Genomic DNA, 26,095 nt, shown 5'->3' on the forward strand with positions numbered 1-26,095 from the left:
TATATAAGAGACAGCGTAATCAGGAGTAACCGACCGTTGGATGCCACAACAATAATTAGCCTTTTCATCTTAGGATCCATCCTTGTCACCAGCAGTATATTACTTAGTTCATTTTCTTCCCGTCTTGGCATTCCTATTCTGGTTATTTTTCTGGCGATCGGCATGCTGGCAGGAGTCGATGGCGTCGGCGGTATCCCGTTTGATAATTACCCCTTCGCCTACATGGTAAGTAACCTGGCACTGGCGATTATTTTGCTCGACGGCGGGATGCGCACTCAGGCCAGTTCCTTTCGTGTGGCGTTAGGACCGGCACTGTCGCTGGCGACGCTGGGCGTGCTTATCACCTCTGGTTTAACCGGCATGATGGCGGCGTGGCTGTTTAATCTTGATTTGATTGAAGGCTTATTAATCGGCGCTATCGTCGGCTCTACCGATGCTGCAGCGGTCTTTTCTCTGCTGGGTGGTAAGGGGCTTAACGAACGTGTTGGCTCGACGCTGGAAATTGAATCCGGCAGTAATGATCCAATGGCGGTCTTTCTGACGATTACCCTGATTGCGATGATCCAGCAACATGAAAGCAGTGTCAGTTGGATGTTCGTGGTCGATATTCTGCAGCAATTTGGCCTCGGGATTGTCATCGGACTTGGCGGTGGTTATTTACTGCTGCAAATGATTAATCGCATCGCCCTGCCCGCCGGATTATATCCATTGCTGGCATTAAGCGGCGGTATTTTAATTTTTGCTTTAACCACGGCGCTGGAAGGCAGCGGTATTCTGGCTGTTTATCTGTGCGGTTTTCTGCTGGGTAATCGGCCGATTCGCAACCGCTACGGCATCCTGCAAAATTTCGACGGCCTCGCCTGGCTGGCGCAAATCGCCATGTTCCTGGTGCTGGGGCTATTGGTTAACCCAAGCGATCTGCTGCCTATTGCCATTCCGGCGCTCATTTTGTCGGCATGGATGATATTCTTCGCCCGTCCCCTTTCGGTATTTGCTGGATTGCTCCCCTTCCGCGGTTTCAATCTGCGTGAGCGCGTGTTTATCAGCTGGGTAGGATTACGCGGCGCGGTGCCAATCATCCTGGCCGTGTTCCCGATGATGGCGGGGCTGGAGAATGCACGTCTGTTCTTTAATGTCGCCTTCTTTGTGGTTCTGGTTTCACTGCTCTTGCAGGGAACATCACTCTCGTGGGCGGCTAAAAAAGCCAAAGTGGTGGTTCCGCCAGTGGGACGTCCGGTGTCACGCGTTGGCCTGGATATTCATCCGGAAAATCCGTGGGAGCAGTTTGTTTATCAATTGAGTGCCGATAAATGGTGCGTGGGCGCGGCACTGCGCGATTTGCATATGCCAAAAGAGACGCGTATTGCGGCACTGTTTCGTGATAACCAGTTGCTTCATCCTACCGGCAGCACCCGACTGCGCGAAGGCGATGTGTTGTGTGTAATTGGTCGGGAACGCGATCTTCCGGCGCTCGGTAAACTGTTCAGCCAGTCGCCGCCGGTCGCGCTGGATCAACGCTTCTTTGGTGACTTCATTCTCGAAGCCAGCGCCAAATATGCTGATGTTGCGCTGATATATGGCCTGGAAGACGGGCGAGAATATCGTGATAAGCAGCAAACGCTGGGTGAAATTGTCCAGCAGTTGTTAGGCGCGGCACCGGTTGTCGGTGACCAGGTAGAGTTTGCCGGGATGATCTGGACGGTGGCCGAGAAAGAAGATAATGAAGTGTTGAAGATTGGCGTACGGGTGGCTGAAGAGGAAGCTGAATCTTAAATTTAATGAAGCATCTATCGCCGGTTGCGATGCTTTGCTGAACGCAGCCTGAGCCTGCAATTGTTTGTCGTCCATAATTTAACCTTCATTTGATGTTGAATTGAACATATCAAAATCAGGCAATTACACAAATCTATGTACAGGCTCCATCAAGGGTAAAGCGTGATTTATCTGAAGTCGAGTTCGAGTCAACAATGAAGCGTAAGCGTTTTATGTAGAACGCCTGTGCGGTGAGTTCAGGTTCCGGGGAAATAGTGTCCATTCTTTTAATGGACACTATCATGGGCAATGGCTCTGTCACATTAACAACTACAGTTGCTGACCAGCCGGATGGATGATTTTTTCGCAACCAGAAGACGCTGCCTCCGATCCGGCTTACAACAAGTTACACTGTCACAACCGGGACGCGTAACGCCAGCGCGCACATCAACTCATAGCCCACCGTTCCGGCAGCGGCGGCGACATCATCAATTTTGATCTCCTTGCCCCACAGCTCAACCGGCGTACCAATCCCCGCCTGCGGGCAAGGCGTTAAATCGACCGCTAGCATATCCATCGAGACGGCCCCCACCGTCATGGTGCGCACGCCGTCCACTAAAACAGGGGTACCGGTAGGCGCGTGGCGCGGATAACCGTCGGCGTACCCTGCGGCGACAATGCCGATTCGCTGTTCATCGCGCGCAGTATAGCGACCGCCGTAGCCCACACGCTCACCCGCTTTTAGCGTCTGGACACCAATAATCTCACTGCTTAGCGTCATCACCGGACGTAATCCGGTATTGGCGATATCACGCCACTGACCGGACGGCGAAGCGCCATACAAAATAATGCCAGGCCGAACCCAGTCAAAATGCGCTTCCGGGTGCCACAGAGTCGCCGCCGAATTGGACAACGAACGCCGACACTCCAGCCCTTCCGCCGCCTGCTCAATACGCGCCATCGCGCTGGAAATTCCATCAGGATGTTCCGCTTCGGCAAAATGCGACATCAGGGTCATCTCGCCAACATTCGCCATTGCCCGCAACTGCTGCCAGACGGTAAGCACGCGATCGGGCTGGAAGCCCAACCGATTCATCCCACTGTTCACTTTAAGATAAATATCCAACGGTGCTTTTAGCCGCGCATTTTGCAGTGCTTTGAGCTGCCAGTTGCTGTGTACGCAGGTGGTCAGGCGGTGCTGGTCATAAATCTCCAGATCCTGAGCATGGAAAAATCCTTCCAGCATCAGGATCGGCCCCTTCCAGCCGCGCTCACGTAACGTTATTGCCTCTTCCAGGTTAAGTAATGCAAAGCCATCGGTGGCCCCGAGCGCGCTCCAGATACGCTCAATACCATGCCCGTAAGCGTTCGCTTTTACCACCGACCAGACGCGCGCGTGCGGCGCGGCCTGGCGGACAATGGACAGATTCTGTTTTAATGCCTGCAGATCGAGGCTGGCCTGTATCGGACGGGTCATCTCGTTTCCTTAGCTGTGTGCGCCATGTAAATGGCCCGGACGTGATGGCGTAAATCCACGGCTGTAGCGCGCTACGCTTAGATCCTCATATGGGATCGCTGGCGTGCGACCAGAGAGCAGATCGCTTAACAACTGACCGGAACCGCAAGCCATCGTCCAGCCGAGCGTGCCGTGACCGGTATTCAGCCACAGATTTTTAAAGCGTGTACGCCCGACAACCGGCGTACCGTCTGGCGTCATCGGGCGCAAACCCGTCCAGAAAGTCGCCTGCTCGACATGACCGCCGCGTGGATAGAGATCGCGAACCACCATTTCCAGCGTTTCACGACGCGGTTGCAACAGCTCGGTGTTAAAACCAACAATTTCCGCCATTCCGCCAACACGAATGCGGTTATCGAAACGGGTAATGGCGATTTTGTAGGTTTCATCAAGAATAGTGGATACTGGCGCACCATCTTCCTGCGCAATTGGAATAGTCAGCGAGTAGCCTTTCAGCGGATACACCGGAATATCAACAATGCCTTTGAGCATCGCCGTCGAGTAAGAACCAAACGCCATCACATACGCATCGGCCTTAATCACTTCATCGCCACACTTCACGCCGTAGATTTGCTCGCCGTCGCAAAGCAGTTGGTCAACGGGCGTATTAAAGCGGAATTTAACCCCCGCCTGCTCTGCCATCCGCGCCAGATTCTGGGTAAACAGCTGGCAGTCTCCGGTTTCATCATTGGGCAGTTGCAGACCACCCGTCAGTTTGTGCGCTACTTCTGCCAGCGCGGGCTCCACTTCCGCCAGGCGGCTGGATTCCAGCAGCTGATACGGTACGCCGGCATCTTCCAGCACGGCGATATCGCGGGTCGCATTTTCATACTGTTGTTCGGTACGGAACAGTTGCAGCGTCCCACCCTGACGCCCTTCATACTGAATATTGGTTTCGGCGCGCAATGCTTTCAGGCAATCACGGCTGTATTCCGCCAGACGCACCATCCGCCCTTTGTTTTCCATGTAGTGGCTGGTGTCGCAGTTACGTAACATTTGCCACATCCATTTCAACTGGAACTGCGTACCGTCGAGACGAACCGCCAGCGGCGCATGGCGCTGGAACATCCATTTAATCGCTTTTAAAGGCACACCTGGTGCCGCCCACGGTGCAGCATATCCGGGGGAGATTTGCCCGGCATTCGCGGCGCTGGTTTCCAGGGCGGCCCCCGGCTCCCGATCAATGACGGTGACCTCATGTCCTGCCTGATTTAAGTACCAGGCGCTGGCAACGCCTACCACACCACTTCCCAGTATGACAACTCGCATAGCCACTCCGATAACGGTAGATACAGTAAAAGAATAATAATCTAATTACATCTTGATAACTCAGTTGAAAATATTATTCAACATACGGCTTTTTTATGGTGAGCTGGCTCACATCTCCCTGACTCTGCGGCAATATGGCGTCTTTAGTATCTCCTGCTGAACGCCCTTTTTATCCAGCATAAAATTCCGTTCAGAAGCGGATTAGTGGCACTCTGATAATAAGAAATCGCAAAGAAAAAAATTCTCCGGCGACGCGGTTTTTAACAGGTGTTCTATGCTTGAAATGAGGTGCTCCACACAGAGAGCGCCGACAACAATGAGGTGCGCGTATGGCGACGATCGATTCTATGAATAAGGACACCACACGGTTGAGCGATGGACCCGACTGGACGTTCGACCTGCTGGATGTTTATCTGGCAGAGATAGACCGGGTGGCGAAACTCTACCGGCTGGATACCTACCCGCACCAGATTGAAGTGATAACCTCAGAACAGATGATGGATGCCTACTCCAGCGTCGGCATGCCAATTAACTATCCGCACTGGTCATTCGGTAAAAAGTTTATCGAGACTGAACGGCTGTATAAGCACGGTCAGCAAGGGCTGGCCTATGAAATCGTCATTAACTCTAACCCGTGTATCGCTTACCTGATGGAAGAGAACACCATTACCATGCAGGCGCTGGTAATGGCACACGCCTGCTATGGGCATAACTCTTTCTTTAAAAACAATTACTTATTCCGCAGTTGGACCGACGCCAGTTCGATTGTCGATTATCTGATTTTTGCCCGTAAATATATTACCGAGTGCGAAGAACGTTATGGCGTTGATGAAGTAGAACGGCTTCTGGACTCGTGCCACGCGCTGATGAACTACGGCGTGGACCGGTACAAACGCCCGCAAAAAATCTCGCTGCAAGAAGAGAAAGCCCGGCAGAAAAGTCGCGAAGAGTATCTACAAAGTCAGGTCAATATGCTCTGGCGTACCCTGCCAAAGCGCGAGGAAGAGAAAACGGTTGCTGAAGCGCGCCGCTATCCGTCCGAACCACAAGAAAACCTGCTCTATTTTATGGAGAAAAATGCGCCACTGCTGGAATCATGGCAGCGTGAAATCCTGCGTATTGTGCGTAAGGTGAGCCAGTATTTTTATCCGCAAAAACAGACTCAGGTGATGAACGAAGGCTGGGCGACCTTCTGGCACTATACCATCCTTAACCATCTGTATGATGAAGGGAAAGTAACGGAACGTTTTATGCTGGAGTTTTTGCACAGCCACACCAATGTGGTCTTCCAGCCCCCCTATAACAGCCCGTGGTACAGCGGCATCAACCCGTATGCCCTCGGGTTCGCCATGTTCCAGGATATTAAACGGATTTGTCAGTCGCCAACGGAAGAAGACAAATACTGGTTCCCGGATATCGCCGGTTCCGACTGGCTGGAAACGCTGCATTTCGCGATGCGTGATTTCAAAGATGAGAGTTTTATCAGCCAGTTTCTGTCACCGAAAGTGATGCGTGATTTCCGCTTCTTCACCGTGCTGGATGACGATCGGCATAATTATCTGGAGATTTCCGCTATTCATAATGAAGAAGGTTATCGGGAGATCCGTAACCGGTTATCGTCGCAATATAACTTAAGTAATCTGGAGCCGAATATTCAGATCTGGAACGTGGATTTGCGCGGCGACCGTTCGCTGACGCTGCGTTATATTCCACATAATCGCGCACCGCTGGATCGGGGGCGCAAAGAAGTCCTGAAGCATGTGCATCGCCTGTGGGGATTTGATGTGATGCTCGAACAGCAAAACGAAGACGGCAGCATCGAGTTGCTGGAACGTTGCCCGCCAAGAATGGGAAATCTGTAAAAACAACAAAAAACCCCTCGTTTGAGGGGTTTGCTCTTTAAACGGAAGGGATTATCGCCCCTGAATGGCTAAATCACCCGGCAGATTTTTCTGCATCCGGTGCCAAATCTCGCCACTCTCATGCCCATAGCGACGCACTGTTTCGTACACCTGATCGTGCGCGCCTTCACTGCACAACGCCGACAGTTTGTGGTAGAAGCCCAGCGCCAGACTGCGCGCTTCCGGATTGGCGAAATAGTGACGACCAATACGCGTATACAGCCCTTTCATCCCGTTAAGAATCAGACCGTAAATCGGGTTGCCGGAAGCAAACGCCAGGCCGCGGAATATGTTGTAATCCAGCTCGGCAAAGGCATCGGCGTGATCGGCCACTTCATTAGCGGTAGCCAGCACTTCCTGCGCTTTATCGGGATGCTGACGAAACGCGGTGCGAATAAAAATAGTGGAAATATTGGTACGCACCGACAGCAAATTATCAATAAGCTGCGGCACACTTTCGTGATCCAGTCGCGCCAGTGTTTCAAGGATATTTAAACCAGAGGTTTCCCAGAAATTATTCACCTTCGTCGGCTTGCCATGTTGAATGGTCAACCAGCCATCTCGTGCCAGACGCTGTAACACTTCACGTAACGTAGTACGCGTTACGCCAATTAATTCTGAAAGTTCACGTTCTGCGGGCAAAATAGTCCCGGGAGGGAAGCGGTTATTCCAGATACTTTCAATAATGTACTCTTCCGCGAAACCCGCCGGGCTTTGCGCCTTAATGACCATAGTGAGATTTCCATAACACAGCAAAACAAAGTTGGACTCATCATACCAGAGGGCTAACTACGCTGACAGCAGACAAAAAGAAGAAAAAGGGATCAAGGCTTCATTTTCCGCATCTCTTTCCCCTTGACTATCAAGACTTGCCTCACTCCTGCCTGACCGTTAAGCTTTGCGTTTAAACATAAAAACATCATTGATTATTTGTAAGGTAAGGGAAACCATCATGGAGATCTCCTGGGGCCGCGCGCTATGGCGCAATTTTTTGGGCCAGTCCCCCGACTGGTACAAACTCGCCCTCATCATTTTCTTAATCGTAAACCCGTTAATTTTCCTCATCAGCCCTTTCGTCGCGGGCTGGTTGCTGGTAGCGGAATTTATTTTCACTCTGGCGATGGCCCTGAAATGCTACCCGCTGCTCCCCGGTGGTCTGTTGGCTATCGAAGCGGTATTCATCGGCATGACCAGCGCGGAACACGTCCGTGAAGAGGTGGCGGCAAATCTTGAAGTCTTGCTGTTACTGATGTTTATGGTGGCGGGTATCTATTTTATGAAACAGCTGTTGCTGTTCATATTTACCCGTTTGCTGTTAAGCATTCGCTCCAAAATGCTGCTGTCGCTCTCTTTTTGCGTGGCGGCTGCGTTCCTCTCCGCGTTCCTCGATGCCTTAACCGTCGTGGCGGTGGTGATCAGCGTTGCAGTCGGTTTTTATGGTATTTATCATCGCGTAGCCTCTTCCCGTACCGAAGACACCGACCTGCAAGACGATAGTCATATCGACAAGCATTACAAAGTGGTTCTGGAACAGTTCCGTGGCTTTCTGCGTAGCCTGATGATGCATGCCGGTGTCGGCACTGCATTAGGCGGCGTGATGACCATGGTGGGCGAACCACAGAACCTGATCATCGCTAAAGCGGCTGGCTGGCATTTTGGCGATTTCTTCCTGCGCATGTCGCCGGTGACCGTTCCGGTTCTGATTTGTGGCCTGTTAACCTGCCTGCTGGTAGAGAAGCTGCGTTGGTTTGGCTACGGTGAAACGCTGCCGGAGAAAGTCCGCGAAGTGTTGCAACAGTTTGACGATCAAAGCCGCCACCAGCGTACCCGTCAGGATAAAATCCGTCTGATTGTCCAGGCGATTATTGGCGTCTGGCTGGTGACTGCGCTGGCGTTGCATCTGGCGGAAGTTGGCTTGATTGGTTTGTCAGTCATTATTCTGGCGACATCATTGACCGGTGTCACCGATGAACATGCTATCGGTAAAGCCTTCACCGAATCTCTGCCATTCACCGCACTGTTGACGGTGTTTTTCTCGGTAGTCGCGGTGATTATCGACCAACAACTGTTTTCGCCAATTATTCAGTTTGTGTTGCAGGCATCGGAACATGCTCAGCTGTCGCTGTTCTATATTTTCAACGGTCTGCTGTCATCCATTTCGGATAACGTCTTCGTGGGGACGATTTATATCAACGAAGCGAAAGCGGCAATGGAAAGTGGCGCTATCACGTTGAAGCAATACGAGCTGCTGGCGGTCGCCATTAATACCGGTACCAATCTGCCCTCCGTCGCTACGCCGAACGGTCAGGCTGCGTTCCTGTTCCTGCTGACCTCTGCACTCGCGCCATTGATTCGTCTCTCTTATGGCCGCATGGTGTGGATGGCCCTGCCTTACACCCTCGTACTGACACTCGTCGGCTTGCTCTGCGTCGAGTTTACGCTTGCCCCTGTAACCGAATGGTTTATGCAAATGGGCTGGATAGCAACGCTTTGATAACAACTTACCGGGCATATAAATGCCCGGTTTGCCTTTTCGCCCGATAATTGTCCAATTGCTTCCTATTTTTGCTGCCTCCTGGTGGCGCAGCGAATGAATTGGTTTAAACTGCGCACTCTATGCATATTGCAGGGAAATGATTATGTTGCGATTTTTGAACCAATGTTCACAAGGCCGGGGCGCGTGGCTGTTGATGGCGTTTACTGCTCTGGCACTGGAACTGACGGCGCTGTGGTTCCAGCATGTGATGTTACTGAAACCTTGCGTGCTCTGTATTTATGAACGTTGTGCGTTATTCGGCGTTCTGGGTGCTGCGCTGATTGGCGCGATCGCCCCGAAAACTCCGCTGCGTTATGTAGCGATGGTTATCTGGTTGTATAGTGCGTTCCGCGGTGTGCAGTTAACTTACGAGCACACCATGCTTCAGCTCTATCCTTCGCCGTTTGCCACCTGTGATTTTATGGTTCGTTTCCCGGAATGGCTGCCGCTGGATAAATGGGTGCCGCAAGTGTTTGTCGCCTCTGGCGATTGTGCCGAGCGTCAGTGGGATTTTTTAGGTATGGAAATGCCGCAGTGGCTGCTCGGTATTTTTATCGCTTACCTGATTGTCGCGGTGCTGGTGGTGATTTCCCAGCCGTTTAAAGCGAAAAAACGTGACCTGTTCGGTCGCTAATCCCTTCAGCGCTCCTGCGGGAGCGCTTTTTTCCTGCCGCTATATTTATTTGACCCGCAGTAAATCAGAACTTCGCGTTGTATAACGTGGTGAAAGCATGGCACGCTTCATCTGCCATTGTTGCTGGATCCCCTGCCCGGCAAAATAGAGTGTTCCTCTGCCCTCTTTAGCATTCAGTGTATCCATTACCGTCATCAATTGCTCACTCCCGGGGCGCGGTGCGTTGTCATCGAATAAATTGAGCTGCGCGACTCCCTGACTGAAGAAATCCCCCAGCATCACGCCCGCTTTTTGGTAGCGATGGCCCGCTTGCCAGATGGCATCCAGAGATCGCGTAGCAGCGTTAATGATATCCCTGCTGTCCTGAGTGGGCGTCAGCAGTTTTACCGACGCGCTATTGCCGTAATAAGGTTCATTGAGCGCAAATGGTGACGTCTTAATAAATGTGGAGATAAACCGACAATATTGATGCTCGCTGCGAAGTTTTTCCGCCGCCCGGGCAGCGTAACTACAAATGGCCTGCCGCATCGATGGATAATCCGTGATGCGTTCACCAAACGAGCGGGAACAGATAATTTCCTGCTTCGTCGGTGCAAACTCTTCCAGTTGCAAACAGGGTTCGCCGCGCAGTTCACGCACCGTTCTTTCGAGCACGACATTAAAATGTTTACGGATAAACCGGATATCTGTATCCGCCAAATCGAGAACGGTTTTGATCCCCATCGCGTCCAGTTTTTTGCTGATCCGCCGTCCAATCCCCCAGACGTCATCCACGGGGAGAGCAGACATTAATTTACGCTGGCGTTCCAGATTTGATAAATCCACCACCCCACCCGTCTGCCGCTGCCATTTTTTTGCCGCATGATTGGCAAGCTTAGCCAACGTTTTGGTCTGGGCGATCCCCACACCAACAGTAAGATGGGTACGTTGTAGCACCGTTGCGCGAATTTCTCTGCCAAAATCAGTCAGATCGCGACAATTACGCACACCTGTCAGATCGCAGAATGCCTCATCAATACTGTAAATCTCGACGCGGGGCGATAGTTCTTCCAGCGTCGACATCACCCGATTGCTCATGTCTGCGTAAAGCTCATAATTGCTGCTAAAGCAAACCACGCCACAGCGACGAAACAGATCTTTTTGTTTGAACCAGGGATCGCCCATTTTAACACCCAGCGCCTTTGCCTCAGCGTTTCGGGCGATAACGCAACCGTCATTATTCGATAGCACAACCACCGGTTTACCCCATAAATCAGGGCGAAACACCGTCTCACAGCTGGCATAAAACGCGTTTACATCACAGAGAGCAAACATCAGCGCATCGCCTTAACGACGTGGATCACCACACCAAAGACATCCAGCGTATCTTCGCTACTGATGGTAATGGGCGAGTACGCACTGTTCATGGGAATAAGCTGTACCGTCGGGCGTAGTTGCAATTTTTTCACCGTAAACTCGCCGTCAACAGCAGCGATGACAATATCACCATGGCTGGCGGTAATAGCGCTATCGACAATCAGTAAATCACCGTCACTAATTCCACCATCAATCATAGAATCACCACTTGCTTTGACGAAGTAAGTCGCGCTGGGATGCTGGATCAACAGTTGATTCAGATCGATGCGCTGTTCAACGTAATCTGCTGCCGGTGAAGGAAAGCCACACTGAACAAGATCGCTAAATAGCGGAAAAGTCACAATTTCGCGGAGATCCGCAGGCTTGATAAACAACATAATAATCTGCCTGAAGTTATACTGTTTTTATATACAGTAGTCTGTTCTTGCCAGCAGATCAATACTGATTCAGGCTATCAATATTTGTCGCTGCATAGACTGCTGATTTTTCGTTCTCTTATCCTGTGCTCACGTGGCCTTCTGGCGACGACGCTCATCCAGCAGAAATGAAAAATATCACCCGGCAAAAAAATAGAATAGAAGCATTCGCCATAATGACATTAAACATTGTTTGATATTTATCATATTAATAGAAATAAAGACATTGACGCATCCCGCCCGGCTAACTATGAATTAGATGAAGTAAAATTTATTAATAGTTGTAAAACAGGAGTTTCATTACAATTTATATATTTAAAGAGGCGAATGATTATGACTGAAATCGTTGCAGATAAAACGGTAGAAGTAGTTAAAAACGCAATCGAAACTGCAGATGGAGCATTAGATCTTTATAATAAATATCTCGATCAGGTCATCCCCTGGCAGACCTTTGATGAAATCATAAAAGAGTTAAGTCGCTTTAAACAGGAGTATTCACAGGCAGCCTCCGTTTTAGTCGGCGATATTAAAACCTTACTTATGGATAGCCAGGATAAGTATTTTGAAGCAACCCAAACAGTGTATGAATGGTGTGGTGTTGCGACGCAATTGCTCGCAGCGTATATTTTTCTATTTGATGAGTACAATGAGAAGAAAGCATCCGCCCAGAAAGACATTCTCATTAAGGTACTGGATGACGGCATCACGAAGCTGAATGAAGCGCAAAAATCCCTGCTGGTAAGCTCACAAAGTTTCAACAACGCTTCCGGGAAACTGCTGGCGTTAGATAGCCAGTTAACCAATGATTTTTCAGAAAAAAGCAGCTTTTCCAGTCACAGGTAGATAAAATCAGGAAGGAAGCGTATGCCGGTGCCGCAGCCGGTGTCGTCGCCGGTCCATTTGGATTAATCATTTCCTATTCTATTGCTGCGGGCGTAGTTGAAGGGAAACTGATTCCAGAATTGAAGAACAAGTTAAAATCTGTGCAGAATTTCTTTACCACCCTGTCTAACACGGTTAAACAAGCGAATAAAGATATCGATGCCGCCAAATTGAAATTAACCACCGAAATAGCCGCCATCGGGGAGATAAAAACGGAAACTGAAACAACCAGATTCTATGTTGATTATGATGATTTAATGCTTTCTTTGCTAAAAGAAGCGGCAAAAAAAATGATTAACACCTGTAATGAGTATCAGAAAAGACACGGTAAAAAGACACTCTTTGAGGTACCTGAAGTCTGATAAGCGATTATTCTCTCCATGTACTCAAGGTATAAGGTTTATCACATTTAAAAACACAGACGTTTTTTAAAGATTGAGAGTTACCTGTTGATAATAAGGTATCGGGTAACTCTCATTATGACAGAGCGCTTTCAAAAACAGGGCTACGAAATGGCGAGCATCCAGACGTATATTAAGAAAGCCCCCATCAACATCTATTAAATTTATCACTGCGCCCAGTCAGGTTTATTTAAGATATGATCCTGCCAGTCAATCACTTCTGATTCTTTCACTGCGATATGACGCACAGAGATACGTTCACCATGCATTGCCGCTTTCGAACCAGTAAGTAGCGGATGCCACGCAGGTAAATCTTTACCTTCCGCCAGCAAACGATAAGCGCAGGTCATTGGCAGCCATTCGAATGTTGGCAGATTTTCACGGGTTAATTTAATGCAGTCGGGTTCAAACTCGAAACGACGTTCGTAGTTCCGACATTGACAAGTTTTAATATTGAGCTGGCGACAGGCGACGTTAGTGAAGTAGATTTCGTCGGTGTCTTCATCCATCAGTTTATGCAGGCAACACTGACCGCAACCATCACACAACGACTCCCATTCCGCATCGCTCATTTCGTCCAGGGTTTTACTTTGCCAGAAAGGTACATCGCTCATCAGGTGTTCCGCCATTACGTTAAAACGCACCTTATAACCAGTCTGGCACAGCGATGCAAGTTTTGCCGCCGCTTTCAGGCGGCAAAAAGTATTACAAAACGCGAGTTGTCAAAGAATGCCCATCGAAAGTGACTGTCAGCTCATCACCGCTTTGCAACGGGCCGACGCCATCAGGCGTGCCTGTCAACACAACGTCACCGGCCTTGAGGGTAAAAAACTTGCTCATATAAGCGATCAACGGAACGATTTTATGGATCATGTCCGCAGTCGTACCTTGCTGGCGTTGTTCGCCGTTTACGCTCAGGCCCAGCGTTGTATTTTGTGGATCGCCGGTAAATTCCGCCGCGGGGATAAACCCGGAAAGCGGACAAGAGTTATCAAACGCTTTAGCCTTTTCCCACGGCTGCCCGGCTTTCTTCATTTTTCCCTGAACATCACGCAATGTCAGATCAAGCGCCACGCCGTAACCGGCAATGGCTTTGCGGACATGCTCTTCCGTTGCCTGACGCAGCGTCGCGCCAATCAACACCGCCAGTTCGACTTCATGATGAACTGAACCGAAATCGGATGGGATCGCCAATGGCTGCCGCAGATCGCACAGTGCCGTTTCTGGTTTAATAAACAGCACTGGCTCTTCGGGCACTGCGCTGCCCATCTCTTTAATATGTTTGGCATAGTTACTGCCAACACAGACTACTTTACTCACCGGATAATCCAGCAGCGCACCTTGCCAGTTGTGATGTTGATACATAACGTTCCCCTCACCTTATCGTGGATATGAAAACCCGCGCCGACAAAGATAATGCCACCGCCGGATATCGGTTATTTGTTAGTGTCGTCTGTTTTCTGCCCCATGACGGAAAGATGTTGCTTCAGCAAATCTTCGGGTGGTGGCGGTAACTGCAAATAGTAACCTTGCTCGGTTAATGCCAGTTTAACCTTTTCAATATCAGCATTGACCAGTTTCTTGCGCCCATCCAGCGGCAGAATCATCGCTAACTGAGGCTGACCAAAACCTTTCATCAGTTCCTCAGGAACACGCGAAAAATCGTCTTTTTTTTCGACATATAAATAGGTCTGGTCACGCTTGCTGCTTCGATAAATCACACAAAACATACTTTTACTCTTTAAGATGCCAGGTTTTGGCATAAGCTAACATCAATGAAACCCGCGCCACAAGCCAGCCAGCTGTAGATTTCTGCGGTTTGTTGAGTCCATGCCCCTTTATAAGTAATCCCCCCGGCAAAAAATGCCGCGCCGGGATTTTACCGAACGCAGAAAAGCCACTGGAATTCTCCCGTAAGGGATTGTTATATTATAACAGTTCATCGTACTCATTCTGAACAGGAGACTACCAATGAAAATCAAGAGCATCAGTAAGGCTGTATTGCTGCTTGCACTGCTAACCTCCACGAGCTTTGCTGCGGGTAAGAATGTCAATGTTGAGTTCAGCAAAGGCCATAGCAGCGCTCAGTACTCCGGCGAAATAAAGGGATACGATTACGATACATATACCTTCTATGCCAAAAAAGGTCAGAAAGTGCATGTGAGTATCTCTAATGAAGGCGCTGATACTTACCTCTTCGGGCCAGGAATCGATGATTCAGTTGATTTATCCAGATATTCACCAGAACTCGATAGTCACGGACAATACTCACTCCCTGCTTCTGGCAAATATGAGCTGCGAGTGCTGCAAACCCGAAACGACGCCCGTAAAAACAAAACTAAAAAATATAACGTCGATATTCAAATTAAGTAAATGTCAACCGACGGGGACTCTCCCCGTCATAAACGTTAACGCCCCACTCCTCTCTGTCGCTCAAGAGGTTAATGACGAATAGCAGACAATGCCGAATAGAACATAATGTAAACAAGGCATCACTCACGACACATAAATAACATCTTTGTGGTGATTTGATTGATTTTTCCACTCCGCTTACCATCCACACCAAAATAACGATCATCACGACATAATTTTTCTTTAACATCGCAAAATACACCGTTAGCGAATGTAAATTCGCTGGGATCGTAGCCTTGTAATGATTGTAAGTTTTCAGCGGCTTTTTCGCCGAGATATTTCCTTGTTAACTCTGGGGAAATGCCATCTGAGTTCACACAAATATACGGGTCGCAAACAACGCCGCACGCCGGAGATTGAAGTCCGCCAGCGTCATGTCCAGACGCCATTGATGAGAACATCATCCCCACACCTGACAATCCGATATAAAAAATACGCATCATATTCATAGCACATCCTGATAATCCAACCGTACAACACTTATGCTCATTTCATCATCAATCCGTAATCAAAACCGCTGACCTGGACGAGTTACGATGACCTGACAGAAGTATCAGACGTCTTCTGCGGTTTCTATGATAGAGCAATTCTGTGGCGGATATTAAGATAACGGGTATCTGTTCTTTAATGATGCCGCAAAAAATGGAAAGTTAAGAAAGCCTGGCGTGGTGAAAAAATACACTTGCCTCAATACTGGATATTTAAACAGGTCTGGAGATGCTGTCACGATTAGGGTGCGGAAAAAGGAAGCGTAAATAAGAACAATCAAAAGTACGACGGCAATGGGTTGATTGACAAGGGTATTTTTTAAGCTATGAATCAGCGCCATTTATCACAGAATAGACTTTTACTCTGAATAAATGGGAGGGTGACTTGCCTCAATATAATCCAGACTATAACATGCCTTATAGTCTTCGGAACATCATCGCGCGCTGGCGATGATTAATAGCTAATTGAGTAAGGCCAGGATGTCAAACACGCCAATCGAGCTTAAAGGCAGTAGCTTCACTTTATCTGTGGTTCATCTGCATGAGGCAGAACCTAAGGTTATCCATCAGGCGCTGGAAGACAAAATCGCTCAGGCCCCCGCATTTTTAAAACATGCCCCCGTTGTACTCAACGTCAGTGCACTGGAAGACCCGGTAAACTGGTCAGCGATGCATAAGGCGGTTTCGGCAACCGGTTTGCGGGTTATTGGCGTAAGTGGCTGCAAAGATGCGCAACTTAAAGCCGAAATTGAAAAGATGGGGCTGCCTATCCTGACGGAAGGAAAGGAAAAAGCGCCGCGTCCAGCTCCCGCACCACAGGCTCCAGCGCAAAATACAACGCCGGTCACAAAAACGCGTTTAATAGATACCCCGGTGCGTTCCGGTCAGCGTATTTATGCTCCACAATGTGATCTGATTGTTACAAGCCACGTTAGCGCTGGGGCCGAATTGATTGCCGATGGGAACATTCATGTCTATGGCATGATGCGCGGTCGTGCGCTTGCAGGGGCAAGTGGTGACCGGGAAACGCAAATATTTTGTACGAACCTGATGGCGGAACTGGTGTCCATCGCAGGTGAATACTGGCTGAGTGATCAAATCCCAGCAGAATTTTATGGCAAAGCGGCGCGACTGCAGTTAGTCGAAAACGCTTTGACCGTTCAACCGTTAAATTGATCCCTTTTTAACAAGGAATTTCTATGGCACGCATTATTGTTGTTACTTCGGGCAAAGGGGGTGTTGGTAAGACAACCTCCAGCGCGGCCATCGCCACTGGTTTGGCCCAGAAGGGAAAGAAAACTGTCGTGATAGATTTTGATATCGGCCTGCGTAATCTCGACCTGATTATGGGTTGTGAACGCCGGGTCGTTTACGATTTCGTCAACGTCATTCAGGGCGATGCAACGCTAAATCAGGCGTTAATTAAAGATAAGCGTACTGAAAATCTCTATATTCTTCCGGCATCGCAAACACGCGATAAAGATGCCCTCACCCGTGAAGGGGTCGCCAAAGTTCTTGATGATCTGAAAGCGATGGATTTTGAATTTATCGTTTGTGACTCCCCGGCAGGGATTGAAACCGGTGCGTTAATGGCACTCTATTTTGCAGACGAAGCCATTATTACCACCAACCCGGAAGTCTCCTCAGTACGCGACTCTGACCGTATTTTAGGCATTCTGGCGTCGAAATCACGCCGCGCAGAAAATGGCGAAGAGCCTATTAAAGAGCACCTGCTGTTAACGCGCTATAACCCAGGCCGCGTAAGCAGAGGTGACATGCTGAGCATGGAAGATGTGCTGGAGATCCTGCGCATCAAACTCGTCGGCGTGATCCCAGAGGATCAATCAGTATTGCGCGCCTCTAACCAGGGTGAACCGGTCATTCTCGACATTAACGCCGATGCGGGTAAAGCCTACGCAGATACCGTAGAACGTCTGTTGGGAGAAGAACGTCCTTTCCGCTTCATTGAAGAAGAGAAGAAAGGCTTCCTCAAACGCTTGTTCGGAGGATAAGTTATGGCATTACTCGATTTCTTTCTCTCGCGGAAGAAAAACACAGCCAACATTGCAAAAGAACGGCTGCAGATTATTGTTGCTGAACGCCGTCGCAGCGATGCAGAACCGCATTATCTGCCGCAGTTGCGTAAAGATATTCTTGAGGTCATTTGTAAATACGTACAAATTGATCCTGAGATGGTAACCGTACAGCTTGAGCAAAAAGATGGCGATATTTCTATTCTTGAGCTGAACGTGACCTTACCGGAAGCAGAAGAGCTGAAATAAGCCCGCTGTAAAAACGCATTTATCTTCAAGGCAGAGTCATTTCTGCCTTGAGTTTTTCATCCCTCTCATCCACGTTGTGGTAAAGCGGCGAGTATTCTTGCTGATACTCCTCATTGCTATTTCCACCTCCCCCTTTACACCTTAAGGCTGTTCCCACGCACAGAACAAAATGTTTATGCCTGGTTGAGTAAATAACCCTGTTGTTAGTGTGGATATACTGGGAGATGATAACCCCGCAATTTCATTATTCATTGTTCTCCCATAGGATGAGGTTTCCCGCCGTAACTGGCGGGCTTTTTTTGCCCCAGAATTTTCTCTTTCAACATCCTGTAAACGAAAACTGCGCCGAAGCGCAGTTTAATCGTTGATGGTCAGAACGACCAGTTCACACCAGCCACCGCGTTCCACGGGGACTCCACACCGGCACCATGGCTATACCCCACCCCGAAATGCCCGCTTAACGTACTGCTGAATGAGGCTTTAATACCTGCCTGGTATATTCCACGTCTGCCCGACAAATCATTGACAAAATTACCGTCACTATTCACTTTCACCCGATTATCATCGACAAATTCTTTGCGCACAGCCGCCTTCAGGCAGGGTTCAATTTCCATACCGTTCCCCAGACGCATGTTGTAACTCAGCGTTGCACCCAGTTCACGATATATACTGCGGGTATCGACTGATTTCGATTCCATGCCATTGGATAAATGATAGTAGCGTCTAAGTGACCTAAGCTCTGCTGCAACATCAGCCCGCAGGCACCAGACCAGGGGATTCATCCTGAAGAGACAGCGCAGGTGTATTGTGTTCACCGCTCACCAAAGACATCATGATGAAATGATGATATCCCGCATAAGAAAGAGGCATTTTTTACACGCAGTGCGCTGAAGTGTAGTTGGATAAAAAATCACTCTTTTCAGATAATACTGTCGTACGCTTATCTTTCGACAATGAGGCCGTCGGCAAAATAAAATGACTAATGTAATCGTTGCTGATGAATATCTTCTGCTCACATAAAAATCACACAATAATATTGATAAATCAGATTATCTTACCTTTACAACATTGCGTTAACAGTCAATGACACTTCTTGAATAAAAATATTGTCAATCAATGAGTTATTCCTCATTTAAGATTATTCTCATTCACGTAAAAAACATAATTCCTATCATCACAGCCACGCTCATTTTGAATTATCTGAATAATAGCGAGCGTTCTTTAGTTAAGCAGATCTTAATTGAAGACGAAATTATTGTGTGTGCAACTTACTTAATACCGGACATCTAAGTTGAAGAAAAAAATACTTGCCTTCGGGCTTATCTCAGCATTGTTCTGCTCCACGCCAGCGATGGCGGATATGAATCGCACCACGAAAGGTGCATTGCTAGGCGCAGGCGTTGGTTTACTTACTGGCAATGGTGTTAATGGCGTACTGAAAGGTGCAGCTGTTGGCGCTGGTGTTGGTGCAGTAACAGAAAAAGGCCGCGACGGTAAAAATGCGCGTAAAGGTGCAAAAGTAGGTGCCGCCGTTGGTGCTGTCACTGGCGTTCTGACCGGCAATGGCCTCGAAGGGGCGATTAAAGGTGCCGTGATTGGCGGTACGGGTGGTGCAATTCTGGGTAAAATGAAATAAGGAATGATGATGAAAAAATTTGCTTTACTGGCGGGCCTGTTTGTTTTCGCACCAATGACCTGGGCGCAGGACTACAATATTAAAAACGGTTTGCCGTCAGAAACCTATATTACTTGCGCAGAAGCCAACGAAATGGCAAAAACTGACAGCGCACAGGTTGCAGAAATTGTTGCGGTAATGGGTAATGCCAGCGTTGCCAGCCGTGATTTAAAAATTGAGCAATCTCCGGAACTGAGCGCCAAAGTGGTAGAAAAACTGAATCAGGTTTGCGCTAAAGACCCGCAAATGCTGTTGATCACGGCAATTGATGACACCATGCGTGCTATCGGCAAAAAATAATATTTCATATGTACCGCGTCGATGAATACGACGCGGTTTTTTAGCTAACGGCGGGATCAGAACTTATATTTCAGGCCCACCATCACTGCGGTGTCATTGTAGCCATTATCACCCAGCTGCACGCCCACATTCCCCCAGACGCTGGCCGCTGGATTCAGGTTGCCATTTACGCCAAGTTTAATTTCCCCCAAATTACTCGCCCCATCTTGTTCGACTTTCACACCGTTCATTGAGACAGCAAAATCTTTACTGTTATGGATCCAGTTCATTTCAACAAAAGGTTCAAAGTCGTCACCGTGCGGACCGCTGTTTTTCTCCTGAGTACGAATAAAGGTGCGGAAACCAAGTCGGGTCTGGATGTTGTTATTTGCGTCATTCTCAATACGTGAGCCATTGGCTTCGGTGTGCGCATTATGATCGACGCCCATCCAGATAGCCTGTGCCTGTGGCTGGAATATCCACGTGTATTTCGCCGCTTCCAGACCAAAGGATTTATTCAGGGCAAAGCCGTAACCCGCTTCCAGCGAGACGGTTGCGCCTTTCGCACTATAGGATTCATAGGCTAATTCATCCCCTTTCACCGAGTTTTTAAACCAGCTATATTGCGCCCAGGCGTCAATGTATGCGCCTTTTTTACTGATGTCATCGGCAAACCAAGTGGCATACAGCCCTGCGCAATAGCCTCTGACACTCCCTTTCGAACGATAATCCGACACGCTGGAATGAGTTGAGTTGTAGTCGCGGGCATAACCAGCCATCACTCCCAAACGCCAACTGTCACTGTCGGTAAAACCACCGGTTAACAGCTCGGCCCCTAACTGCGAGACGTAGCGATGCGAGGTCGTTCTCAACTGTCCGTTGCTGTCACGCCAGGCATTATGCCCGCCAATTTGACGTAGCCAAAGTCGGCTTGAACGCTCCTGTTCAGTTACAGGATCGATGTAGCGCATTTCACCCGCACGGTCGTTCAGACGCATAACAAAAAGAGTGTTAGCGGCTGCCAGGTTGGCGACGTAACTTCCAGCTTCGAGGCGCAGGACGGGGGTAGGCGCAACAGTAGGCGCTGAACTTCCTCCGGAGTTTGTTTCACCGCCGCTCGTTGCCTGGAAGTTAGTCAGATACCAGTTTTTATTGGTCGCTTCGGTATTACCTCGGGTTAATGAATATTCGTAGGCACCGGCGAAAATCCTCGAATCCTTAATAAATTCCCCATTTGATTCCCCCTCAACGCTGATAATCTCTATCCCATTTAACGTGTAAGCTCCGCTGCCTCCTGCATTGGTAACTTTAACTCGGGTTGTTCCAGAGGTATTTCCATCAATAACGACTTTATCCGTAGCTGAATTATCATCACCCAATTCAGTTCTGAGATGCAATACGCCATTATTACCAACGTAATTTTCAGTTATTGTTAATCTTGTTGGTTCGACATCCCGTCCATCTGCCCGGGAAATATAGACCGTACTATTATCAACCGTGAGGTTGCTCACCGTTGAGTCAGCTTTAATATCCCAGGTACTATTATCTGAAAGCGACAGATAGGTATGAGTGTTAACATCTGTTGAAATATTAGCTGAACCCGTTATTTTTGAATTAGTTGCATCGACGGTCAAATGACCTTTAATATTATTGATAAAAACATCTGCAGCCGATGATACCTCACTATCCGTAATGGTCACGTTACTCGTCTCATTTTTATGGTAGAGGATTTCATTTGCTGACCGTAGTGAGCTACCAGATAAAATATCTACCGTTGCTTCCTGACCATTTATGGAAGACTCCAGCACAATTCCAGACCCCTGATGCGCGACTGCAGATGTATTTTTCAGCGTCACCGTGCCGCCATTATAAATTTTAGCAGTCGCGGCGTCAGGACCCGTTGTATAAATTTCTCCCTGGTTAAATGAAACTGTCCCCTGGCGGGCAGCGATGGCATGAGCATTGTCCCCATGCGTGGTGATATCAACATCGGTTAATGTAACGCTGGCATTGGTATAATCAAGCGTGTCACCAGCCTTGACGACAGTGCCATTAGCGTACGCGGCATAACTTTCTGTTCCGTGGGTTGTGATCTCCCCTTTTGCCATATCCAGTTTTGCTATGGCATTATTTTCATTACTTCCTGTATCGGTAGTACTTTCTTCATCAAGAGAAGATACACACGCACGCGCGCTTCCGGGAGATGCACACGCAAGAACGCCGACTGCGTGATTACCCGCAGTAACAATAAATGTATCATCTCCGTCAGAAAAAGAGGGGGTAACCGAACCGTCAGAGTTGACTCTTATTATGGTGTCAGTATTCAGGTTTCCACTCGTTTGACTTAGCAAACCAATTGAGTAATCCCCCGTTATGACAATCGTGTTTTTACCCTGCAAAATAACAGCACCGCCAAATTCACTTACGATTGCGCTAGCTGTTAATGCTGTGCTTAGAGGACTATTGTCAGAAGGATATAAACCGCCCGTTGTTACAATGACGCCATTGTTAATGGTTAACTTGCTACCCTCTCCTGCAACGGATACCCGTAACTTCCATTACCCGTTGTTATAACTAGCGCATTATCAATATCTTTTACTTTTCCATCTTTTATTGCCACAGCATGTTTATATTCATCGTGCTGAATAAACTGTTCAGCATATGCATTACCCACCGCCAGAGCAATAAGTCCCAAACTAAACCCGGAGAGTTTTTTCAGTTTCATAGATTAACCATCCATTCATTGGATTAACAAACATTCCTGGTCAAATAACCTATGCGTTCAGATTACCAAAACGGAGGGTAAAGACAAAAACAAAAGCACAAAAAATTTAAATAGATAAACAGCGACAATATATAAATGATAAATAAGTCGGCATTATCATTTTTCACCTTATTTTCATGACATTGATCACTTTAGGGTGACGATTTTGTTTAACAAATAACTCTTCGACATCAAAATTGTTAATAGTTGCGATGAGGATTATTTCGGTGATATATAAAAACAACCGTGATAACACCAGGGTTGACAACTATTTGCGCAATAATGCCTTTCCTTCAATGATCCAGGCGTTCACTGCCAGCAACCCATTCAGCCGCATACTGACAGTGAGAAACTGAAAGATTATTGCTGATCCCTGTGGTTGACGAGTCTTTCTCTTAATCGATTAACCAGATTGATCGCCAGCCAAACAAGGGCATTAAGCAAATTTATCGTCACAAGCACTTCTCCCAGCCCGGTACTGGGTTTTGCAATAAGGATGACCAGGAGGGTGATCAGCATAAATGCAATGGAAAAGATGATATAGAGAGTGAAATAATCCAGATTATTACTATTGTTCATGCTACTAATGGCAATCCTGTCAAAACTTTCAAACAATTATAGCAAACAAAATAATGAACAATAGTAACAAGAGGCAACGAGCTAATTAGCTGTCTATAATTACACCGCACTATGGCCTTACTGATCAATTTTCACTCAACCACAACCTTCACCTTCGGTTTAGAAAGGATAATTTTGACCAGGTCGATGTATGTAACAGGTTTATAGAAATAATAACCCTGCTGAAATGTGATATTATTTTGGTTCAGATAGTCAAGTTGTTCTTTCGTTTCGACACCTTCAGCGACGATACTGATCGAAAGTTTACGCGCCAGATCCAATACACAATCCAGAATTCGGGTTGATTCTGGGTCTGCGTTTACGCGGCCAACGAAACTGTGATCAATTTTGATATAATCAATATGCAGGTCATGAAGATAAGAAAGCCCTGAGTAGCCAGTACCGAAATCATCCAGCGCGATGACAAAACCATTTTCATGCAGAATGTTCAACCGCTGAACCAGACTTTCATCAACATTCAATGGCTCACGCTCGGTGACTTCCAGAACAAGGTTTAAATCGCGGCGGGTAAAACTGTCACGGAAATTTAAACACTCGTCGACAAACGTCGGCGAAATAATATGCGAAGCGCTAAAATTAATTCCAATATGAAAACCTTCCGGCAATTTACTCGCGATAGCGTTCATCTGTCTGGCAACCTGATTCATCAGGCTTTGCGTAAGCGGAACGATTAATCCGGATTTTTCAGCAAGTGGAATAAATGCCGCGGGTGATATATATCCACCGTGAGGTTGTTTCCAGCGGGCTAACACCTCAACTCCCCGCAATGTCCCTTCCCGACCATTTACCACAGGTTGGTAAAAAGGGACGATCTCCCCATTATTTATTGCCCGTCGCAGGATCTCTTCAGGCGTTGCGCTTTTATTGAAATACCTATCAAGCAGGAAGGCAGCGGCGCAGGCGATTAACAGAATAAATATCAAGATCCCAAAGCCTTTATCGATAAGTCTGTAGAAGCTAAAGAGTGGCGGCGGGTTAAAGATAATAGTGAAATGATATTTTGTGGAGTGAACCTTCTCGGTATAGGGATAATGTCCATTAAGTGTCATCACATCACCCGTAGGCCCAATAATGTCATCCGCCACGCGTAATACATACCTTACCCCTTTCAAGGGTACATTAAGTGCCCCACGAATATGCTGATCGCTTATCGTAACCAAAATGCGCGTATCTGCAAATTGGTTCTGATAGAGCAGGATAGGTAATCTATTAACGGTGTCGATTGCTGGAGCCAACAGTAAATTACTGTCCGGGAAAACAGGAATACGAGACAACAGGACCCGATTCCCAGGCAGGGATGTACACCAGACTATTCCCTGTTTGAGAATGATGATTGTGCGCAGGTGAGGTTTCAGAGCTGCTTCAGTGCCAAGCTGATATTGCTCCTCGAGGTTGCATTCCTTCCCGGCAATGTTAACCGCTGTTTGAGTCGCTTGTGACGCTTCTTCAAGTATATGATTGATATTGTTGGCGGCATATCTCGCTCCCGCCAGGTACTCTGCTTTTGCGGAATACCAGAGCTGGATGTTCAAAATAGCGACACCGGTAATAAACAAGCATATCGCAACGAGGATGGGTATGAGTGTATTGCGCATTTGCTTGTCCCGGCCAAAGGGTTTAATACATGAAAATGCCATTCATTCGCTCGCGCTGGCATCTACAGAGAGCATGGTAGAGAGCATAAGAAATATCCACGCCGAAGATAAAATTTTCTCCATCTTGATCTAACCCATTAATTATTGAGCATAATGTAGGCAGTACAAAATAAGTTAGGCGGGATATCAGGCGTCAAGAATGGAGAGCGAGAACTCTCCATTCTTGACACCTGATATTGCGGACATAATAAGAAAGCATAACGCCTGAAATGCTCACTTTGCATCAGCATGGTGATACAGCTGATGTTTATTCTAAAACCTTACTCAAGTTCTAAGAGAGCACGGATTCCCTGTCATTAATAATGATATCCGTTAGTGTAGTCTTATGCATTTCAATGTACTGCAATATTTGCAGATAGAGATCAGAAAGAATCACACTGGTTTCATCTTTTAAACGCAAGCGTAAAGCCTGATCAATAATATGACTATCAACATACCCATGCGTCATGAACACCTCCCTCTCGAGATTTTTAAACAAAGCACATTGAAAAATAAATCTCTCTGGGATTGAATTATTCATGTCAGTCTCGTAGAAATATTAACCCAATAAAATTATGCTGTGTATAGTCTAAAGCGACAGACAAAAATAAGATGAATGAGTTTTCTATAAACTTATACTTAATAATTAGAAGTTACATATCATCAGCTGTGTATCGCAACACGATTTCCAGTGTTTTTCTAATCACATCAGCTTTGAGAATATCACTTGTTGTTTCCAGGGAGTGTATCAGACTTAAGATAATATTTTTATTATTAACATTATCGCCTGAAAGCATTAAATTGGTGACAGCCTGCCCTAACACAGCTGACTCTTCTTCTAACAAATTACCCGAACTGCGAAAGTAACTTGCTAACGCTTTATCAGTTATTGCATTATGAATTGTAGTATCTTCAAGCATGGTAACCTCTCATCTTACTTATGAAATTTTAATGTATTCTGTTTATTTTCTTACCATTGAACATACTTTTATTGTCAGCTGTCGCTGTTCTTCGGTTTGGCCCTCCTGAATCACTATTGCTAAAATCACGAATTATGCTGTCAATTAAATCGCGTCGGAAAGCATCTTCCTCAGCCGATTTCATTACGAGTAATTGCTTAATAAGAGTCTGCAATGAAAAATTTATCTTCATGCGCAGTATCTGGATCACCGCCTGGCCAGTAATTTCATATTTTATACGTTCATTATCAGATGTCTTCATAACGACTTCATAGCTAACCTGTTAAATAATCAGGCTGT

29 protein-coding genes and 3 pseudogenes are annotated in these 26,095 nt (G+C 47.4%); 12 read left to right on the top strand and 20 right to left on the bottom strand.

Annotated elements, in window-relative coordinates; translation table 11 throughout:
- The first annotated feature begins 36 nt into the window (after positions 1-36).
- On the top strand, positions 37-1,773 hold the full coding sequence (locus tag FTE26_RS18500) for a potassium/proton antiporter (RefSeq protein ID WP_000340206.1): 1,737 nt from the start codon (positions 37-39) through the stop codon (positions 1,771-1,773).
- On the opposite strand, the pseudogene FTE26_RS20345 reads toward FTE26_RS18500, so the two are convergent.
- The 3 genes and pseudogenes from FTE26_RS20345 to dadA all read right to left on the bottom strand — a co-directional run.
- A pseudogene (locus tag FTE26_RS20345) lies at positions 1,708-1,848 on the bottom strand (hypothetical protein); the annotation flags it as partial. The gene FTE26_RS18500 and the pseudogene FTE26_RS20345 sit on opposite strands and share 66 nt — an antisense overlap.
- 310 nt (positions 1,849-2,158) lie before the next feature.
- Positions 2,159-3,229, bottom strand: a complete 1,071-nt coding sequence (gene dadX / locus FTE26_RS18505) for a catabolic alanine racemase DadX (RefSeq protein ID WP_000197837.1) — start codon at positions 3,227-3,229, stop codon at positions 2,159-2,161.
- 9 nt (positions 3,230-3,238) lie between these two features.
- On the bottom strand, positions 3,239-4,537 hold the full coding sequence (gene dadA / locus FTE26_RS18510; protein WP_001266908.1) for a D-amino acid dehydrogenase: 1,299 nt from the start codon (positions 4,535-4,537) through the stop codon (positions 3,239-3,241).
- Positions 4,538-4,866: 329 nt separating this feature from the next.
- Between dadA and FTE26_RS18515 the strand changes: the two genes are divergently transcribed.
- Positions 4,867-6,399 carry a SpoVR family protein gene (locus FTE26_RS18515; RefSeq protein ID WP_000190854.1) on the top strand — a complete coding sequence of 511 codons (1,533 nt, stop codon included), beginning with the start codon at positions 4,867-4,869 and terminating at the stop codon, positions 6,397-6,399.
- Between the two features lie 51 nt (positions 6,400-6,450).
- On the opposite strand, the gene fadR is transcribed toward FTE26_RS18515, so the two are convergent.
- On the bottom strand, positions 6,451-7,170 hold the full coding sequence (fadR, locus tag FTE26_RS18520; protein ID WP_000234823.1) for a fatty acid metabolism transcriptional regulator FadR: 720 nt from the start codon (positions 7,168-7,170) through the stop codon (positions 6,451-6,453).
- Positions 7,171-7,390: 220 nt separating this feature from the next.
- On the opposite strand from fadR, the gene nhaB reads away from it, so the two are divergent.
- The gene (gene nhaB / locus FTE26_RS18525) at positions 7,391-8,932 is read left to right on the top strand and encodes a Na(+)/H(+) antiporter NhaB (RefSeq protein WP_000406391.1); all 1,542 of its coding nucleotides are present in this window, start codon (positions 7,391-7,393) and stop codon (positions 8,930-8,932) included.
- A 145-nt stretch (positions 8,933-9,077) separates the two neighbouring features.
- Positions 9,078-9,608 carry a disulfide bond formation protein DsbB gene (dsbB, locus tag FTE26_RS18530; RefSeq protein WP_000943462.1) on the top strand — a complete coding sequence of 177 codons (531 nt, stop codon included), beginning with the start codon at positions 9,078-9,080 and terminating at the stop codon, positions 9,606-9,608.
- A gap of 45 nt (positions 9,609-9,653) precedes the next feature.
- Here dsbB and umuC read toward each other — a convergent pair whose 3' ends face one another.
- The gene (gene umuC / locus FTE26_RS18535) at positions 9,654-10,922 is read right to left on the bottom strand and encodes a DNA polymerase V catalytic protein (protein WP_000457616.1); all 1,269 of its coding nucleotides are present in this window, start codon (positions 10,920-10,922) and stop codon (positions 9,654-9,656) included.
- Positions 10,922-11,341, bottom strand: a complete 420-nt coding sequence (locus FTE26_RS18540; RefSeq protein WP_000897378.1) for a translesion error-prone DNA polymerase V autoproteolytic subunit — start codon at positions 11,339-11,341, stop codon at positions 10,922-10,924. Before FTE26_RS18540 ends, umuC begins: the two co-directional genes overlap by 1 nt.
- 372 nt (positions 11,342-11,713) lie before the next feature.
- On the opposite strand from FTE26_RS18540, the pseudogene hlyE reads away from it, so the two are divergent.
- Positions 11,714-12,624 (top strand): annotated as a pseudogene (gene hlyE, locus FTE26_RS18545) (hemolysin HlyE).
- 206 nt (positions 12,625-12,830) lie between these two features.
- Here hlyE and FTE26_RS18550 read toward each other — a convergent pair.
- The 3 genes from FTE26_RS18550 to FTE26_RS18560 form a co-directional block, all read right to left on the bottom strand.
- On the bottom strand, positions 12,831-13,277 hold the full coding sequence (locus tag FTE26_RS18550) for a YcgN family cysteine cluster protein (protein WP_001306825.1): 447 nt from the start codon (positions 13,275-13,277) through the stop codon (positions 12,831-12,833).
- Positions 13,278-13,368: 91 nt separating this feature from the next.
- Positions 13,369-14,028, bottom strand: coding sequence for a fumarylacetoacetate hydrolase family protein (locus FTE26_RS18555; protein ID WP_000284277.1), 660 nt, complete (start codon positions 14,026-14,028; stop codon positions 13,369-13,371).
- A 71-nt stretch (positions 14,029-14,099) separates the two neighbouring features.
- Positions 14,100-14,393: a YcgL domain-containing protein gene (locus tag FTE26_RS18560; protein ID WP_001297679.1), complete on the bottom strand. Its 294-nt coding sequence runs from the start codon at positions 14,391-14,393 to the stop codon at positions 14,100-14,102.
- A 241-nt stretch (positions 14,394-14,634) separates the two neighbouring features.
- Between FTE26_RS18560 and pliG the strand changes: the two genes are divergently transcribed.
- The gene (gene pliG / locus FTE26_RS18565; RefSeq protein WP_000695223.1) at positions 14,635-15,036 is read left to right on the top strand and encodes a g-type lysoyme inhibitor PliG; all 402 of its coding nucleotides are present in this window, start codon (positions 14,635-14,637) and stop codon (positions 15,034-15,036) included.
- A gap of 119 nt (positions 15,037-15,155) precedes the next feature.
- Here pliG and FTE26_RS18570 read toward each other — a convergent pair whose 3' ends face one another.
- The gene (locus tag FTE26_RS18570; protein WP_001056831.1) at positions 15,156-15,524 is read right to left on the bottom strand and encodes a YcgJ family protein; all 369 of its coding nucleotides are present in this window, start codon (positions 15,522-15,524) and stop codon (positions 15,156-15,158) included.
- Between the two features lie 519 nt (positions 15,525-16,043).
- Here FTE26_RS18570 and minC point away from each other — a divergent pair.
- From minC to minE, 3 genes are read left to right on the top strand one after another with little or no spacing between them, the layout of a single operon-like run.
- The gene (gene minC / locus FTE26_RS18575; protein WP_000072536.1) at positions 16,044-16,739 is read left to right on the top strand and encodes a septum site-determining protein MinC; all 696 of its coding nucleotides are present in this window, start codon (positions 16,044-16,046) and stop codon (positions 16,737-16,739) included.
- 23 nt (positions 16,740-16,762) lie between these two features.
- On the top strand, positions 16,763-17,575 hold the full coding sequence (gene minD, locus FTE26_RS18580; protein WP_000101055.1) for a septum site-determining protein MinD: 813 nt from the start codon (positions 16,763-16,765) through the stop codon (positions 17,573-17,575).
- Positions 17,576-17,578: 3 nt separating this feature from the next.
- On the top strand, positions 17,579-17,845 hold the full coding sequence (minE, locus tag FTE26_RS18585; protein ID WP_001185665.1) for a cell division topological specificity factor MinE: 267 nt from the start codon (positions 17,579-17,581) through the stop codon (positions 17,843-17,845).
- 371 nt (positions 17,846-18,216) lie between these two features.
- On the opposite strand, the pseudogene FTE26_RS18590 reads toward minE, so the two are convergent.
- The 3 genes and pseudogenes from FTE26_RS18590 to ymgJ all read right to left on the bottom strand — a co-directional run.
- Positions 18,217-18,561, bottom strand: a pseudogene (locus tag FTE26_RS18590) (autotransporter outer membrane beta-barrel domain-containing protein); the annotation flags it as partial.
- A 34-nt stretch (positions 18,562-18,595) separates the two neighbouring features.
- Positions 18,596-18,715, bottom strand: coding sequence for a hypothetical protein (locus tag FTE26_RS18595; protein WP_001131446.1), 120 nt, complete (start codon positions 18,713-18,715; stop codon positions 18,596-18,598).
- Complete coding sequence (gene ymgJ, locus FTE26_RS18600; protein WP_001325743.1) at positions 18,676-18,861, bottom strand: protein YmgJ; 186 nt, start codon at positions 18,859-18,861, stop codon at positions 18,676-18,678. Before ymgJ ends, FTE26_RS18595 begins: the two co-directional genes overlap by 40 nt.
- A 100-nt stretch (positions 18,862-18,961) precedes the next feature.
- Here ymgJ and ymgI point away from each other — a divergent pair, with 100 nt between their 5' ends.
- The 3 genes from ymgI to FTE26_RS18615 are packed head-to-tail and all read left to right on the top strand — an operon-like array spanning position 18,962 to position 19,820.
- On the top strand, positions 18,962-19,135 hold the full coding sequence (gene ymgI, locus FTE26_RS18605; protein ID WP_000122462.1) for a protein YmgI: 174 nt from the start codon (positions 18,962-18,964) through the stop codon (positions 19,133-19,135).
- 1 nt (position 19,136) lies between these two features.
- On the top strand, positions 19,137-19,481 hold the full coding sequence (locus tag FTE26_RS18610; RefSeq protein ID WP_000726974.1) for a YMGG-like glycine zipper-containing protein: 345 nt from the start codon (positions 19,137-19,139) through the stop codon (positions 19,479-19,481).
- A gap of 3 nt (positions 19,482-19,484) precedes the next feature.
- On the top strand, positions 19,485-19,820 hold the full coding sequence (locus FTE26_RS18615; RefSeq protein WP_000979977.1) for a YmgD family protein: 336 nt from the start codon (positions 19,485-19,487) through the stop codon (positions 19,818-19,820).
- Between the two features lie 56 nt (positions 19,821-19,876).
- On the opposite strand, the gene FTE26_RS18620 is transcribed toward FTE26_RS18615, so the two are convergent.
- The 7 genes from FTE26_RS18620 to FTE26_RS18645 form a co-directional block, all read right to left on the bottom strand.
- Entirely contained in the window at positions 19,877-22,198 is a 2,322-nt protein-coding gene (locus FTE26_RS18620; protein ID WP_001297680.1) for an autotransporter outer membrane beta-barrel domain-containing protein, read from the bottom strand.
- A gap of 116 nt (positions 22,199-22,314) precedes the next feature.
- A complete protein-coding gene (locus tag FTE26_RS20125) occupies positions 22,315-22,524 on the bottom strand; it encodes a hypothetical protein (RefSeq protein WP_001297677.1) in 210 nt (69 codons plus the stop codon).
- Between the two features lie 399 nt (positions 22,525-22,923).
- Complete coding sequence (gene ymgF / locus FTE26_RS18625; protein ID WP_001065861.1) at positions 22,924-23,142, bottom strand: cell division-associated protein YmgF; 219 nt, start codon at positions 23,140-23,142, stop codon at positions 22,924-22,926.
- Positions 23,143-23,273: 131 nt separating this feature from the next.
- Positions 23,274-24,797 (bottom strand): EAL domain-containing protein, encoded by a 1,524-nt coding sequence (locus tag FTE26_RS18630; protein WP_001246498.1) that lies wholly within the window; start codon positions 24,795-24,797, stop codon positions 23,274-23,276.
- 331 nt (positions 24,798-25,128) lie between these two features.
- Complete coding sequence (gene ymgC / locus FTE26_RS18635; RefSeq protein ID WP_001065752.1) at positions 25,129-25,377, bottom strand: protein YmgC; 249 nt, start codon at positions 25,375-25,377, stop codon at positions 25,129-25,131.
- A 112-nt stretch (positions 25,378-25,489) separates the two neighbouring features.
- On the bottom strand, positions 25,490-25,756 hold the full coding sequence (gene ariR / locus FTE26_RS18640) for a biofilm/acid-resistance regulator AriR (protein WP_000888772.1): 267 nt from the start codon (positions 25,754-25,756) through the stop codon (positions 25,490-25,492).
- Between the two features lie 28 nt (positions 25,757-25,784).
- Complete coding sequence (locus FTE26_RS18645; RefSeq protein WP_000857995.1) at positions 25,785-26,057, bottom strand: two-component-system connector protein YmgA; 273 nt, start codon at positions 26,055-26,057, stop codon at positions 25,785-25,787.
- Between the last annotated feature and the right edge of the window lie 38 nt (positions 26,058-26,095).

It is taken from the genome of Escherichia sp. S10b (assembly GCF_028421345.1).
In the GTDB taxonomy this organism is placed as follows: Bacteria; Pseudomonadota; Gammaproteobacteria; order Enterobacterales; family Enterobacteriaceae; genus ECMA0423.

Excerpts from the sequence above, each read along its gene's own strand:
- dadX (WP_000197837.1), bottom strand. The coding sequence starts at position 3,229 with ATGACCCGTCCGATACAGGCCAGCCTCGATCTGCAGGCATTAAAACAG.
- dadA (WP_001266908.1), bottom strand. The coding sequence starts at position 4,537 with ATGCGAGTTGTCATACTGGGAAGTGGTGTGGTAGGCGTTGCCAGCGCC.
- FTE26_RS18515 (WP_000190854.1), top strand. The coding sequence starts at position 4,867 with ATGGCGACGATCGATTCTATGAATAAGGACACCACACGGTTGAGCGAT.
- fadR (WP_000234823.1), bottom strand. The coding sequence starts at position 7,170 with ATGGTCATTAAGGCGCAAAGCCCGGCGGGTTTCGCGGAAGAGTACATT.
- nhaB (WP_000406391.1), top strand. The coding sequence starts at position 7,391 with ATGGAGATCTCCTGGGGCCGCGCGCTATGGCGCAATTTTTTGGGCCAG.
- dsbB (WP_000943462.1), top strand. The coding sequence starts at position 9,078 with ATGTTGCGATTTTTGAACCAATGTTCACAAGGCCGGGGCGCGTGGCTG.
- umuC (WP_000457616.1), bottom strand. The coding sequence starts at position 10,922 with ATGTTTGCTCTCTGTGATGTAAACGCGTTTTATGCCAGCTGTGAGACG.
- FTE26_RS18540 (WP_000897378.1), bottom strand. The coding sequence starts at position 11,341 with ATGTTGTTTATCAAGCCTGCGGATCTCCGCGAAATTGTGACTTTTCCG.
- FTE26_RS18550 (WP_001306825.1), bottom strand. The coding sequence starts at position 13,277 with ATGAGCGATGTACCTTTCTGGCAAAGTAAAACCCTGGACGAAATGAGC.
- FTE26_RS18555 (WP_000284277.1), bottom strand. The coding sequence starts at position 14,028 with ATGTATCAACATCACAACTGGCAAGGTGCGCTGCTGGATTATCCGGTG.
- FTE26_RS18560 (WP_001297679.1), bottom strand. The coding sequence starts at position 14,393 with ATGTTTTGTGTGATTTATCGAAGCAGCAAGCGTGACCAGACCTATTTA.
- pliG (WP_000695223.1), top strand. The coding sequence starts at position 14,635 with ATGAAAATCAAGAGCATCAGTAAGGCTGTATTGCTGCTTGCACTGCTA.
- FTE26_RS18570 (WP_001056831.1), bottom strand. The coding sequence starts at position 15,524 with ATGAATATGATGCGTATTTTTTATATCGGATTGTCAGGTGTGGGGATG.
- minC (WP_000072536.1), top strand. The coding sequence starts at position 16,044 with ATGTCAAACACGCCAATCGAGCTTAAAGGCAGTAGCTTCACTTTATCT.
- minD (WP_000101055.1), top strand. The coding sequence starts at position 16,763 with ATGGCACGCATTATTGTTGTTACTTCGGGCAAAGGGGGTGTTGGTAAG.
- minE (WP_001185665.1), top strand. The coding sequence starts at position 17,579 with ATGGCATTACTCGATTTCTTTCTCTCGCGGAAGAAAAACACAGCCAAC.
- FTE26_RS18595 (WP_001131446.1), bottom strand. The coding sequence starts at position 18,715 with ATGCCTCTTTCTTATGCGGGATATCATCATTTCATCATGATGTCTTTG.
- ymgI (WP_000122462.1), top strand. The coding sequence starts at position 18,962 with ATGAGTTATTCCTCATTTAAGATTATTCTCATTCACGTAAAAAACATA.
- FTE26_RS18615 (WP_000979977.1), top strand. The coding sequence starts at position 19,485 with ATGATGATGAAAAAATTTGCTTTACTGGCGGGCCTGTTTGTTTTCGCA.
- FTE26_RS20125 (WP_001297677.1), bottom strand. The coding sequence starts at position 22,524 with ATGAAACTGAAAAAACTCTCCGGGTTTAGTTTGGGACTTATTGCTCTG.
- ymgF (WP_001065861.1), bottom strand. The coding sequence starts at position 23,142 with ATGAACAATAGTAATAATCTGGATTATTTCACTCTCTATATCATCTTT.
- FTE26_RS18630 (WP_001246498.1), bottom strand. The coding sequence starts at position 24,797 with ATGCGCAATACACTCATACCCATCCTCGTTGCGATATGCTTGTTTATT.
- ymgC (WP_001065752.1), bottom strand. The coding sequence starts at position 25,377 with ATGAATAATTCAATCCCAGAGAGATTTATTTTTCAATGTGCTTTGTTT.
- ariR (WP_000888772.1), bottom strand. The coding sequence starts at position 25,756 with ATGCTTGAAGATACTACAATTCATAATGCAATAACTGATAAAGCGTTA.
- FTE26_RS18645 (WP_000857995.1), bottom strand. The coding sequence starts at position 26,057 with ATGAAGACATCTGATAATGAACGTATAAAATATGAAATTACTGGCCAG.